The organism is Chlorobium sp., from assembly GCF_036528655.1.
Taxonomy (GTDB): domain Bacteria; phylum Bacteroidota; class Chlorobiia; order Chlorobiales; family Chlorobiaceae; genus Chlorobium.
In genome coordinates this window covers 81,148-93,507 of the sequence record NZ_JAIGND010000003.1, presented here as the reverse complement: position 1 = coordinate 93,507, position 12,360 = coordinate 81,148, and the positions used below count along the sequence as shown (strand labels likewise).

The window sequence follows — 12,360 nt, the reverse complement described above, 5'->3', positions numbered from 1 at the left end:
TAACGAATCAACCATGTATCAACCCGAACCGCTCTGGTACAAAGACGCCATCATTTACGAAGCGCATGTCAAGACTTTTGCCGACAGCAACAACGACGGCATCGGCGATTTCCAGGGCCTGCGCCAGAAGCTCGGCTATCTTGAAAGCCTTGGAGTAACCGCCATCTGGCTGCTTCCGTTCTACCCTTCTCCTCTCCGCGACGACGGCTACGATATCGCCGATTATATGACCGTCAACCCCGATTACGGCACGATCGCCGATTTCAGGGAGTTTCTCGACGAAGCCCATCAGCGGGGCCTCAAGGTGATCACCGAGCTGGTGGTGAACCACACTTCCGACCAGCACTCATGGTTCCAGCGGGCGCGTCGCGCCCCGAAAGGTTCTCCGGAACGTGATTTTTACGTCTGGAACGATACTCCGGACAAGTACGGCGAAACCCGCATTATTTTCCAGGATTTCGAGGCATCGAACTGGACCTACGATCCGGTTGCCGGACAGTATTTCTGGCACCGGTTCTTCCATCACCAGCCAGACCTGAACTTCGAGAACCCGGCGGTACACAAGGCGCTCTTCGATGTGCTCGACTTCTGGCTCGGCATGGGCGTCGATGGTCTGCGCCTCGATGCCGTGCCCTACCTGTACGAGGCCGAAGGCACCAACTGCGAGAACCTGCCGCAGACCTTCGAGTTCCTGCGCAAGCTGCGCAGGCATGTGGATGAGAAGTATCCCAACCGGATGCTGCTTGCCGAAGCGAACCAGTGGCCGGAGGATTCCGCGGCTTACCTGGGCAAGGGCGACATGTGCCATATGAACTTCCATTTTCCGCTCATGCCGAGGATGTATATGGCGCTTGCGACCGAGGATCGCTTTCCGATTCTCGACATTCTTGACCAGACCCCTGAAATTCCAGAAAGCTGTCAGTGGGCATCCTTTCTGCGCAACCACGACGAGCTGACGCTCGAGATGGTGACCGACGAGGAGCGCGATTACATGCGCCGCGTTTATGCCAACGACCCGAAGGCCCGCATCAACCTCGGCATCCGCCGCAGGCTTGCCCCGCTCATGTCCAACGACCGGAGGCGCATCGAGCTGATGAATATCATGCTGCTTTCGCTTCCCGGAACGCCCGTGCTCTATTACGGCGACGAGATCGGCATGGGCGACAACTACTACCTTGGCGACCGCGACGGCGTCCGTACTCCCATGCAGTGGAACTCGGACCGTAACGCGGGCTTTTCGCGCGCCAATCCCCAGCAGCTTCTCCTGCCCGTCATCATCGATCCCGAATACCATTACGAGGCGGTGAACGTCGAGGTGCAGGAGAGCAACGTGAACTCGCTGCTCTGGTGGATGCGCCATGTCATATCGACGGCGCGCCGCTACAAATCGCTCAGCCGGGGTAACATCGAATTCCTCGAAGTCAGTAACCCGAAAGTGCTTATTTTTACCCGCACCTTCGAAGACGAAACCATGCTTGCCGTCATCAACCTTTCGCGAAACGCACAGGCTGTGACGATAGATCTGTCGAAGTATCAGGGATGTGTGCCTGAAGAGGTGTTCAGCCTTAACCGGTTTCCTAAAATCCGCCAGACTCCGTATATGGTGGCGCTCGGAGCTTATGGTTACTTCTGGCTCAGGCTTGTGCGGGAGAGCAGCGAAGCGGAAGGCCGGCACTATCTCGACAGGCCGTTTGCCAAACCTGCCCGCTGGCAGAGTCTTTTCACGGGAAAGAACCGCGAGAATCTCGAAGCCCGCATACTGCCCGACTATTTCGCCTGCAGCCGCTGGTTCGGCGGCAAGGCCAGAACCATCATCCGCATCGCGATTGTCGATACCATTCCGGTCGAGGGTATGGATCGGGCCAAGCTGCTGATAACGGAAGTGAGTTACTCCAGCGGCGAGAACGAACGCTACCAGCTGCCGGTCTGTTTCGTGCCCGAAGCCTCGGTAAGCCGGAGCGACGATAACTTCTACAAGCGTGTGATCGCCAGAATCGCTATCGGCGAGGAAGAGGGGTACCTGTGCGACGCTACTTATGAACAGAGCTTTCTCGGACATCTCTTCCATCTTGTTACAGGCTGCGCGGAATGGAAAGGCAAGCTCGGCAACGTCAGCGGCGTTAAAGGCAAGGCGTTCGACGCGTTCTGTTTCGATGAGCCGTCCTTGTCCGAGCCGAAGCTGCTTGGCAACGAACAGAGCAATACATCTGTCCGCTACCGGAACGATCTCTGTCTTAAACTCTACAGGAAAATCGAAACGGGGATCTCCCCGGAAGTTGAAATGTGCCGTGCTCTGACGGAGAAAACGACTTTCAGGCATCTTCCCGACTATCTCGGCACGCTCGACTACGTCCAGAACCGGACTAACCGTTACTCCATCGGTATCCTTCAGAACTATGTCCGCAATGAAGGGGACGCATGGAAACTGTCGCTCGATTATGTGCAGCGATATTACGAAGATGTACTTTCGAAAATGCAGTGCGGCATGGAGCTGCCCCCTCTTCCCGGGCTCAGCGGCAATCCGGTTGCAATTCCGCCTGCCATGCAGGAGCTGATAGGCGGCACATGGCTCGGCATGGTTGAAACGCTTGCCGAACGTACGGCAGGGATGCATATCGCCCTTGCATCGATCACCGATCAGTTCGAGTTTGCTCCCGAACCATTCACCACCCTCTACCAGCGTTCCATCTACCAGGCGATGTGCGAGCAGGTGAAGCGGGCCATGATTCTTCTGAAGGAGATAGTGGGTTCGATGACCGGGGAGAGCGCTGAATTGGCCATACAGCTCATTGCCGGTCAGAAGAAGATTCTGCAGCAGTTCGATCCTATCAGGGAAGAGAAGATTGATACGCTCAAGGTGCGCATTCACGGCGATTATCACCTCGGTCAGGTGCTCTATACAGGCAACGATTTCGTGATCATAGACTTTGAAGGCGAGCCGGCCCGGCCGCTCTCAGAGCGCAAGATCAAGCGTTCGGTTTTCCGCGACGTTGCCGGCATGATGCGTTCGTTCGATTACGCGGCGTTCAATGTGCTCATGCAGAACAATCCGGTTATCCGGCAGGAGGACGTATTGCGTCTTCAGCCGTGGGCCGAACGGTGGAGCTACTATGTGGGTCAGCATTTCGTGGACGCGTACTTCAGCGCGGCCAAAGGGTATGAGATCATCCCCGAAGAGGCCGCGCAGCGCGAGCATCTGTTGCGAGGGTATCTCATGAACAAGGCGGTGTACGAGTTGAACTACGAACTGAACAACAGGCCCGACTGGGCAGCCATTCCCATGCGCGGCATTCTGAAGCTTATCGAGTCGTAACACGGCTATACCGTCGTCTGAGCGGCTGTGCGCGCAGTCTGTCGCTCAGACGACGATTTTTACCTTCCGCCATGAACGATGTTTCCATACATCTTCTTCAAACCGCCGTTCACGGGCGTTACCTGTTCCGTCCGTCAAGTGGAACCGCTACAGCGCCACTGTTTGCAGGGTTCCACGGATACGGCGAAACTGCTGAAGACGAAATGACGAGGCTTGTCTCCATTGCCGGTTCATCCGGTTGGTCTCTCTGCTCCATAGAAGCGCTCCATCGTTTCCGTAACGCCAAAGGGGCGTCCGGCGCAAGCTGGATGACCTCACACCAGAGGGATCTGCGCATCGTCGAGAACGCGGCTTATGTCGATGCGGTCCTCGACGAAGCGATGCGGCATTGCGGATCGTCGGGTCCGCTCGTGCTGCACGGCTTTTCCCAGGGGGCCGCCATGGCCAGTCGCGCTGCCGTACTCGGTCGTCACGCTGTCTGCGCAGTGATGCTGCTCGGCGGCGATATTCCACCTGAACTTGATGGGCTCGGCAGGATGGGACTTGTTCATTTCGCACGCGGCAGACGCGATCCGCTTTTTGCCGAAGCGGCATTCATGCGTGATGTTTCGAGGCTCGCCGATGCCGGAGTGCCATGTCGCGCCGTTACCTTCACCGGCAGCCACGGCGCAAACGAGGAGTATTTCCGGCGAGCGGGGGAGTTTCTGGGGCAGTTCAGCGATCAGCGTTCTTCGCCTTGTTCCACAGCTCGTCGAGATCTGCCGAACTGTATTCCTCCCAGGGGCGGCCCGAGGCCTGCACCTCATGCTCCAGGACGGCAAAACGCGACATGAACTTGCCGGTAGCCTTTCGGAGCGAATCCTCGGGGTTCACGCCGATGAAGCGGCTGTAGTTGACGATGGTGAAGAGCAGGTCGCCGAACTCGTCCTCGCGCTCTTCTGACGTTTTTGCGTTCTTCAGCTCGGCGATCTCTTCAGCAAGTTTGTCGAGCACCTCGTCGCCTGTTTTCCAGTCGAAGCCGACTCCGGCAACTTTTTTCTGCACCCGGTAAGCGCGAAGCAGTTCCGACATCGCTTTCGGAACGCCGTCGAGCAGGCTTTTACGACCTTCCTTCATTTTCAGCGTCTCCCAGTTCTTCAGCACAGCCTGTTCGGTTTCAGCCACGGTTTTGCCGAACACGTGGGGATGGCGGCTGATGAGCTTTTCGCACAGTGCGTCGAACACCTCTTCGAACTTGAACGAGTTCGCTTCTTCGGCAAGCACAACCTGGAAACAGATGTGCAGAAAAAGGTCGCCAAGCTCTTTTTTCAGTTCGCTTTCGTCGCCTTCGTCGATGGCGTGAATCAGTTCGTAGCTCTCCTCCAGAAGCAGGTGAGCCAGCGACTCTTTTGTCTGTTTTCGGTCCCATGGACACTCACTGCGTAAAACCTTGACCAGGTTGACCACGCGCCGGAAACGGTCGCAGAGGTCGCGGCATTCGGGATTCAGGATGGATGCTTTCAGCGATTCGATGGATTGGGTCATGGTTTTGCTCTGGTCAGTCATTTGCCGTCAGTTGTGTGCCAAAGTTACCATTTCTTCTCTATATTTCTGCTGTATTGTCAGAGCGGATTTCCGTCACATTCAACCATATTCCGGCATGAACCTCCAGAACCGTATCGCAGTTGTTACCGGAGCGAGTTCCGGAATCGGCCTCTGCATCTCCGAAACTCTGCTTGAAAAAGGCGCAGTAGTCTACGGTCTCTGCCGCAGGGAGCCGACGCTTTCGCATGAGAGCTTCCGCTGGATCCGGACCGATCTCTCCCTTGTCGGCGATATTTCGCATGCATTCCGCTCCATCCGGGAGGGAGCCTCGCAGATCGATCTGCTTGTGAACAATGCCGGCTCAGGTCTTTTTGGCAACATCGATACGCTCACGACGGAAGCATGGGCAGCGGTTATCGGCGTCAACCTGACCGCAGCCTTTCTCTGTACTCGCGAGGTCGTACCGCAGATGAAGCTGCAGCGTTCCGGCACTATCGTGAACGTCTCTTCCGTCGCAGGCAAGCGGGGATTCAAGGGCGGAACGGCTTACTGCGCCTCGAAATTCGGTCTGAACGGCTTTTCCGAGGCACTCATGGAGGAGCTTCGCGAGTACGGCATCCGCGTATGTGCAATCAATCCCGGCTCCACCGATACCGCCTTTTTCGACCGAGCAGGCATATCGTCACCGAAACGCATGGACCCGAACCAGATCGCAAGGATCATCGTCCAGACTGTCGAATTGTCCGACGACATTCTTGTCGATCAGATCGTCGTTCGCCCGTTGTAACTTTTTTCACCACCCACCACCATAGCGCCATGCCAGACCAGCATCAGCAACCCGTCATCCAGGAAGATCCGATAGCGGCCATAGCAACCCCTGTAGGTATAGGCGCGCTTGCCGTTATCCGCGTGAGCGGCCGGGGGGCGCTCGATATTGCCGGAAAGGTGTTCAGGAAAGCCGGAGACCCCGATTTCCGGTTCGGTGATTCCAAAGGCTTCGTTGCGCATTTCGGCAGGGTCTACGATCGCGACGGGCTGGTCGACGAGGTGGTCGCGCTGGTTTTCCGATCGCCCGGCTCCTTTACGCGCGAAGATATGGTGGAGTTCAGCTGCCACGGAGGGCCGGTAGTCGTGCGCCACCTGCTGCAGGCGCTCTACGAAGCGGGATGCCGACCGGCGGAACCGGGCGAGTTCACCCGCAGGGCATTCCTGAACGGACGCATCGATCTGCTGCAGGCCGAGGCGATCGGGGAGATGATCCATGCGCGATCCGAATCCGCCTACCGTACGGCAGTTAACCAGATGCGGGGCAACCTCTCACTCAAGCTCGACCAGTTGCGCCAGAGGTTGCTCGAATCCTGCGCCCTGCTCGAACTCGAACTCGACTTCAGCGAGGAAGATGTGGAATTCCAGAGCCGCGGAGAGCTTAAAGAACAGCTTCTGCAGCTTCAGGAGGAGGTGCAGAAACTCGTGGACTCCTACCAGCACGGACGCCTCCTCAGCGAAGGGGTCGCCACCGTGATCGTCGGCAAGCCAAACGCCGGAAAATCCACCCTGCTCAATACCCTGCTCGGCGAGGAGCGGGCCATCGTGAGCCACATGCCCGGCACAACCCGCGACTACATCGAAGAGTGTTTCGTGCACGAAAAGACCATGTTCCGCCTCACCGACACCGCAGGGCTGCGGGAATCGGACGAAGAGATCGAACGGGAAGGCATCGGCAGGAGTTACAGAAAGATCAGCGAGGCAGACCTGATTCTCTACATGCTCGACCTGAGCAAGCCTGATTATCTGCAGGAAGCGGAGGTTGTGCGCGAATTCCGCGACACCTACGGACAGGCTAAACTTATAGTCATCGCCAACAAGACCGATCTTGACCCGGATGCCGAAGCGCGCATCCGCATGATTCAGGAAGAGACCGGCTGCGACGTCACGGGCCTCTCGGCGAAGCAGGGAGAGGGAATAGAAACTCTTCTGAAACAGATGAGCAGCATGGTCGAAGGGCTCGACAAGCTGCACGAGGCCAGCGTTCTCGTCACCAGCCTCCGCCACTACGTCACGCTTCGCAACGCAGGCGATTCTATCCAGAACGCCCTCGAACTGCTCGGTGCCTACGCCGGCATCGAACTCATCGCCTTCGAACTCCGCTCGGCCCTCGACTACGTCGGCGAGATCACCGGCAAGGTGGTCAGCGAGGAGGTGCTCAACATGATTTTCGATCGGTTCTGCATCGGAAAGTAATGGGTAAGGGACAAAAATGGACCAAAAAGACCAAAAGAGCTTAAGATTCTCCAATAGAGATATTTTTTTCCTTTATGTCCCTGATTGACATTCCTTTTTTCCCTTGGGGTTTCTCTGATTATTAACTATCGTTAACAATATTCTACCCTTTCCGGATCCTCTCCGGAAAAACAGATGTCCCGATAATCAAAACATGCAGCACTATGAAAAGGTTGGTGAGGATTTGCGCGCTCGGTATCGCGCTTATGATACCGGATTTTGCCCTGGCTTCGACCTGGAAGATCGATCAGGACCATTCGAACGTCGGGTTTTCGGTGAAGCACCTGATGGTTTCCAACGTCAAGGGCAGTTTTGCGCGCTTCAGCGGAATGGTCGATCTCGACGACCGGGATATCACGGCTTCCAGGGTTTCGGCGACAATCGACGCTTCGTCGATCAATACGAATGTGCAGAAGCGCGACGACCATCTGCGCGGAGCGGATTTTTTCGATGTTGCAAAATATCCGAACATCACGTTCGTTTCGAAGAAATGGAGCAGGACTGCCGACGGCAGGCTGAAAGTAACGGGTAACCTGACCATGCATGGAACGACCAGGGATGTCGTGCTGAATGTCGATCCGTTTTCCCGGGAAATCCGTGACGCCTGGGGCAAGACAAGGCGAGGTACCACGGCGACAGCCCGGATCAACAGGCAGGATTTCGGCATTACATGGAACAAGGCTCTCGATGCTGGCGGTGTGACGATCGGCAACGAGGTGGACATTGTTCTCGATATTGAAATGATCAAGTCAGAGCAATAGCGACGATTCCGGTAACGGGAGCCCGCTTTTCAAAATAAGTAATGGGGTGAACGCGGGCTCTTTTCCGGTTATCTGCATATAATTTCCTGCTTCAGAACCTTCTTTTTTACTCAGCCGATCTTTCTTTCATGTACATGTTTGCCGCAACGTTGATGCAAGTCGGCATTATCATTTAACCGTCAGCCGGAACCGTGTTATGTCGTTCTACTCTGAATTCGCCACATGTTACGAACAGGTTTTTCCTTTCAGGGAAGATGTGTTTTCCTTTCTGAAGGGGTATGCCGGGCAGCGAGGCAGTGCGGTGCTCGATATCGGTTGCGGTCCGGGGCATTACTGCTGCCGGTTTGCGCGCCAGGGGTATGCCGCCTGTGGGCTCGACCTCGACAGCCGTATGATCGAAGTGGCCTCGTCGTCCTGTCCCGATGCGTCGTTTCGCTGCATGGATATGGCAGAAGTCGGGAGTCTGGAAGGGCCGTTCATGATGGTTTATTCCATAGGCAACGTGCTTTCGCATCTGCTTCCGGATAAGCGTTCACGGTTTGCGGCGTCAGTGTACGCGCTTCTTTCTCCGGGCGGTTGCTGGGTGTTTCAGGTGGTGAACCGGGAGGCCATTGTCGGACGAGAAGAGTTCGTGTTTCCTGTAAAAGTACTCGATGACGGCCAGACAACCTTTCATCGCCGATACTCCGCCATATCAGGAGAGCAGGTATTGTTCGGGTTTTCGCTCGTGAAAGGGGATTCGACGCTTTTCATCGAACAATTTCCGCTTTATCCGGCGACTTCCGCCCAATATTGCCGGCTTTACGAAGATGCGGGTTTTACTTCAGAACGCGTCAGCGGCGGATTCGACGGAAGGGCGTTCAATCCTGAAGATTCCTCTGCGTTGGTGATGGTTTTCAGAAAAAACGGGTGATTCAGTTCAGCGACTCGATGCGTACGCGTGCCGTCCCCTTGCCGAAAATGCCGATTTCCCTGGCTGCGGCAGGAGAGAGATCGATGATCCGGTTTTTCAGATGCGGCCCTCGGTCGTTGATCCGAACCATTACATTTCTGCCGTTGTCAAGATTGGTTACCCTGACGGCTGTTCCGAAAGGGAGAGAGCGGTGGGCCGCAGTGTATTCCTGCAGGCGGAATGTTTCTCCGTTTGCCGTTCTTTTTCCGTGGAAGCTGTCGGCATAATACGACGCCCGGCCTTCATCGGCGTGAAATACTGTTCCTGAGGCCGCGCTTTCAGCGGCTGTTGCATTAACGGAATTTCCACAGGCAATAAAGATTGCTGTAATCAGTGCTGATACTGCAAGTCCGGAGAACTTCATGATCGATTCTGATTGCTGTTCTGCGTCAGGCTGCCGGATGCCGCGCACTTCAGGGGTTGTTCCTGTTTGCGCAGCTCCGGCTTTCCGTAAAGCGAGAGGAAAGACTGATAATGAACGATCAGCCCGGGTGCTCTTCTGACGAAGGGTCGATAGCTTCTACACGTACATTGGCGGTTCCGGCTTTCATCATGCCGAGCTCCTTAGCCGCCTGTTTGGATAAATCGATGACGCGTCCTTTGATGAATGGCCCGCGATCGTTGATGCGCACGATAACATCTTTTCCGTTTCGCATGTTGGTGACTCTTACCCATGTTCCGAAAGGCAGCGTACGATGTGCGGCGGTCAGTTCGTTCATGTTGAATGTTTCGCCGTTTGCCGTTTTCCTTCCGTGAAACTGGCTCGCATAATATGATGCTTTGCCTTCGGAGACGAGCATGAAGCTGTCGGGGGCATTTGTTTCGTTTCCGGAGGAAGCAAGTGCTACCGGGAGAAACGTTGCGTCAGTAAGTTTTGTTAGAACTGAGGCGGGCATGATTGTCAGGCAGGCTGAGAATATGAACCCGGTCAGCGCAGTCAGGAGTGAAAGTGAGAAAAAACGATTTTTATGTCTCATAATGCTAAGGTTTAGAACACTGTCCCTTAAACAACTTCGACAAGGAAGAACAGGTGTGTTGAATAAAAATTCATTAGTTATCCGGTGACTCTACAACGTTAAAGATAGGGAATAATTTATTAAATATGCAAATAATGCGCTAAGTCCGCTTATTGCATTGCTTTCCGGCTATGCGGAACAGCTTTTCGATGAGAAAGGCGTATGTTTCTTCTTCACGGTTCGTTACTATGCCGAAGTATGTGTGGCGGAATTGCTCAGGGTTAATATTAATATAGAATGAATATTATTCAGAAGGGAGCCGTTTTCGCCGTTCTGCTTGCATTGTTCGGTGTTGCGACGGGATATGCCCAGACGGTACAGGATTATATAGAGTCCGGTATCGAACAGGGTAGCCAGGGACGAGTAAAAGAGGCGATCGATGATTTCAGCAAGGCTCTAATGCTTGATCCGGGTAATGCCGGGGCGTATTATAACAGGGGATTGGCAAAGTCTCTCGGAGGCGATATCGCGGGTGCGATAAACGATTACTCAAGGGCTATCAAAATCGATCCTTCCCTGCTGGGCGCTTACAACAACAGGGGATTCGCGCGTGCGGCGCTTGGGGATTTCAAGGGTGCGGTCGAGGATATTTCGTTGGCCATATCGCTTGATCCGACGGTTCCCGAATTCTATAACAATCGAGGGACAGCCAGATCAGGGCTTGGTGATTACAACGGAGCTATTGCCGATTATACCCGGGCAATCGAACTCAATCCCCGACTTGCCGGCGCCTACAACAACAGGGGGCTTGCCAGAAGTATGGCCGGCGACCTGCAAGGTGCAATCAGGGATTATTCGCTTGCGCTCGAGCGTGACCAGCGATATGATGCGGCATGGTACAATCGGGGCAATGCTCTGGTTGTCTCCGGCGATTTCAGGGGAGCAATAGCAGATTACGATAAAGCATTGATTCTGAATGCAGGACTGGTTGAGGCATATAACAACCGGGCCTACGCCAGGGCAGCTCTTGGGGATTTCAGTGGTGCCGTCGCGGATATGACCAGCGTTATTTCCGTTCTGCCGGATAATGCAGAAGCATATTACAATCGGGGCATAGCCAAAAAAAAACTGGGAGACGGTGCCGGAGCAAAAGAGGATTTTAAGAGGGCAGCAGATCTCGGCGATTCTCTTTCCGTGAAAATTCTTCAGGAGACGGCTCCATAGCGGCCATAGCTTTCGATGTTATGTCCTATGAGCGGCAAGGAGGAGCGGGGGCGGACGTAAACGAGCCCTCCGGTTATAACTCCACAAGGCATCCTGCATGAACTTAAATGGTTTCAGGGGTATTTATGAGGCTTATTCTCATGACCGGCAAAGGAGGGGTCGGAAAGACTTCGATGGCTGCGGCAACCGGCCTTCGTTGTGCCGAGCTCGGTTATAAAACGCTTGTGCTGAGCACCGATCCCGCCCATTCCCTCGCAGACAGTTTCGATATGCCTCTCGGGCATGAAGCAAAACCGGTTTGCGATAAACTGTATGGCGCCGAACTCGATGTGTTGCAGGAGCTCGAACAGAACTGGGGGACTGTAAAGCGGTATATTACCGAAGTGCTTCAGGCAAGGGGGCTCGATGCCGTTCAGGCAGAAGAACTTGCAATCCTGCCGGGTATGGATGAGATTTTCGGGCTGGTACGGGTTTTTCGCCATCACCGTGAAGGAAATTACGATGTACTCATCATCGATTCCGCTCCTACGGGAACCGCATTGCGGCTTTTAAGCATTCCGGAGGTGAGTGGCTGGTATATGCGCAGGTTGTACAAGCCTATGGAAAAAGTTGCGCTCTTTCTTCGTCCCCTGGTCGAGCCGCTCTTCAGACCGCTTGCAGGTTTTTCTCTACCCGACAGGGAGCTTATGAATGTGCCATACGAGTTCTACGAAAAAATTGAGGCCCTTGGCAGGATACTTACCGACAATACGGTGACATCGGTGAGGCTGGTAACCAATCCGGAAAAAATGGTGATCAAGGAATCTCTTCGTGCTTATGCCTACCTGAGCCTGTATAATATTTCCGTCGATCTCGTGATCGCAAACAGAATCATTCCGCCTGAGGTCACCGATCCGTATTTCACCTTCTGGAAAGAGAGTCAGCAGATCTACCGCCGGGAAATCATCGATAATTTCAGCCCGTTGCCGGTTAAGGAGGTTCCCCTTTACTCCCGCGAAATATGCGGTCTTGAAACACTCGAAAAACTGAAAAAATATCTCTACAATGACGAAGACCCTGCGCAGGTGTACTACAGGCACGCAACCTTCGAGGTCAAGCCTGTTCCGAAAGGATTCTCACTTGAACTCTACCTGCCGGGAATTCCCGGAGAGCAGATACATCTGAGCAAAAGCGGTGATGAGCTCAGTATCCGGATAGGCAATCACCGAAGAAATCTGGTGCTTCCGCAGGTGCTTGCAACCCTTCAGACCGCCGGGGCGGAAATCGATGGCGACAGGCTGTTGATACGATTTGAGGAGCGGCAGTGACGTTCTGTGCGAGGCAGGATTCATTTTCGGTCTTATTCCGAGA

11 protein-coding genes are annotated in these 12,360 nt (G+C 54.6%); 8 read left to right on the top strand and 3 right to left on the bottom strand.

The window, feature by feature from the left end; genetic code table 11:
- Window positions 1–13: 13 nt before the first annotated feature.
- The gene (gene treS / locus K4305_RS00550; RefSeq protein WP_331560371.1) at window positions 14–3,313 is read left to right on the top strand and encodes a maltose alpha-D-glucosyltransferase; all 3,300 of its coding nucleotides are present in this window, start codon (window positions 14–16) and stop codon (window positions 3,311–3,313) included.
- A gap of 71 nt (window positions 3,314–3,384) precedes the next feature.
- Window positions 3,385–4,146, top strand: coding sequence for an alpha/beta hydrolase (locus tag K4305_RS00545; protein ID WP_331560370.1), 762 nt, complete (start codon window positions 3,385–3,387; stop codon window positions 4,144–4,146).
- Here the strand turns inward: K4305_RS00545 and mazG are convergent.
- Window positions 4,028–4,858 (bottom strand): nucleoside triphosphate pyrophosphohydrolase, encoded by an 831-nt coding sequence (gene mazG / locus K4305_RS00540; protein WP_331560369.1) that lies wholly within the window; start codon window positions 4,856–4,858, stop codon window positions 4,028–4,030. The two genes, K4305_RS00545 and mazG, sit on opposite strands and share 119 nt — an antisense overlap.
- Before the next feature lie 94 nt (window positions 4,859–4,952).
- Between mazG and K4305_RS00535 the strand changes: the two genes are divergently transcribed.
- The 4 genes from K4305_RS00535 (at window position 4,953) to K4305_RS00520 (ending at window position 8,791) form a co-directional block, all read left to right on the top strand.
- Entirely contained in the window at window positions 4,953–5,624 is a 672-nt protein-coding gene (locus tag K4305_RS00535; RefSeq protein WP_331560368.1) for an SDR family oxidoreductase, read from the top strand.
- Between the two features lie 29 nt (window positions 5,625–5,653).
- Complete coding sequence (gene mnmE / locus K4305_RS00530; protein ID WP_331560367.1) at window positions 5,654–7,078, top strand: tRNA uridine-5-carboxymethylaminomethyl(34) synthesis GTPase MnmE; 1,425 nt, start codon at window positions 5,654–5,656, stop codon at window positions 7,076–7,078.
- Between the two features lie 203 nt (window positions 7,079–7,281).
- Complete coding sequence (locus K4305_RS00525) at window positions 7,282–7,878, top strand: YceI family protein (RefSeq protein ID WP_331560366.1); 597 nt, start codon at window positions 7,282–7,284, stop codon at window positions 7,876–7,878.
- A gap of 196 nt (window positions 7,879–8,074) precedes the next feature.
- Window positions 8,075–8,791, top strand: coding sequence for a class I SAM-dependent methyltransferase (locus tag K4305_RS00520; protein WP_331560365.1), 717 nt, complete (start codon window positions 8,075–8,077; stop codon window positions 8,789–8,791).
- A 1-nt stretch (window position 8,792) separates the two neighbouring features.
- Here the strand turns inward: K4305_RS00520 and K4305_RS00515 are convergent, their stop codons facing one another.
- On the bottom strand, window positions 8,793–9,194 hold the full coding sequence (locus K4305_RS00515) for a septal ring lytic transglycosylase RlpA family protein (RefSeq protein WP_331560364.1): 402 nt from the start codon (window positions 9,192–9,194) through the stop codon (window positions 8,793–8,795).
- A 118-nt stretch (window positions 9,195–9,312) separates the two neighbouring features.
- Window positions 9,313–9,807, bottom strand: coding sequence for a septal ring lytic transglycosylase RlpA family protein (locus K4305_RS00510; RefSeq protein ID WP_331560363.1), 495 nt, complete (start codon window positions 9,805–9,807; stop codon window positions 9,313–9,315).
- A 276-nt stretch (window positions 9,808–10,083) separates the two neighbouring features.
- Between K4305_RS00510 and K4305_RS00505 the strand changes: the two genes are divergently transcribed.
- A complete protein-coding gene (locus K4305_RS00505) occupies window positions 10,084–11,010 on the top strand; it encodes a tetratricopeptide repeat protein (RefSeq protein WP_331560362.1) in 927 nt (308 codons plus the stop codon).
- 125 nt (window positions 11,011–11,135) lie between these two features.
- The gene (locus K4305_RS00500; protein WP_331560361.1) at window positions 11,136–12,317 is read left to right on the top strand and encodes a TRC40/GET3/ArsA family transport-energizing ATPase; all 1,182 of its coding nucleotides are present in this window, start codon (window positions 11,136–11,138) and stop codon (window positions 12,315–12,317) included.
- Window positions 12,318–12,360 lie beyond the last annotated feature (43 nt).

Bases quoted from the DNA above. Each gene is read 5' to 3' on its own strand.
- mnmE (WP_331560367.1), top strand. From the start codon at position 5,654: ATGCCAGACCAGCATCAGCAACCCGTCATCCAGGAAGATCCGATAGCG.
- K4305_RS00500 (WP_331560361.1), top strand. From the start codon at position 11,136: ATGAGGCTTATTCTCATGACCGGCAAAGGAGGGGTCGGAAAGACTTCG.
- K4305_RS00525 (WP_331560366.1), top strand. From the start codon at position 7,282: ATGAAAAGGTTGGTGAGGATTTGCGCGCTCGGTATCGCGCTTATGATA.
- K4305_RS00510 (WP_331560363.1), bottom strand. From the start codon at position 9,807: ATGAGACATAAAAATCGTTTTTTCTCACTTTCACTCCTGACTGCGCTG.
- K4305_RS00505 (WP_331560362.1), top strand. From the start codon at position 10,084: ATGAATATTATTCAGAAGGGAGCCGTTTTCGCCGTTCTGCTTGCATTG.
- K4305_RS00515 (WP_331560364.1), bottom strand. From the start codon at position 9,194: ATGAAGTTCTCCGGACTTGCAGTATCAGCACTGATTACAGCAATCTTT.
- K4305_RS00545 (WP_331560370.1), top strand. From the start codon at position 3,385: ATGAACGATGTTTCCATACATCTTCTTCAAACCGCCGTTCACGGGCGT.
- K4305_RS00520 (WP_331560365.1), top strand. From the start codon at position 8,075: ATGTCGTTCTACTCTGAATTCGCCACATGTTACGAACAGGTTTTTCCT.
- treS (WP_331560371.1), top strand. From the start codon at position 14: ATGTATCAACCCGAACCGCTCTGGTACAAAGACGCCATCATTTACGAA.
- mazG (WP_331560369.1), bottom strand. From the start codon at position 4,858: ATGACTGACCAGAGCAAAACCATGACCCAATCCATCGAATCGCTGAAA.
- K4305_RS00535 (WP_331560368.1), top strand. From the start codon at position 4,953: ATGAACCTCCAGAACCGTATCGCAGTTGTTACCGGAGCGAGTTCCGGA.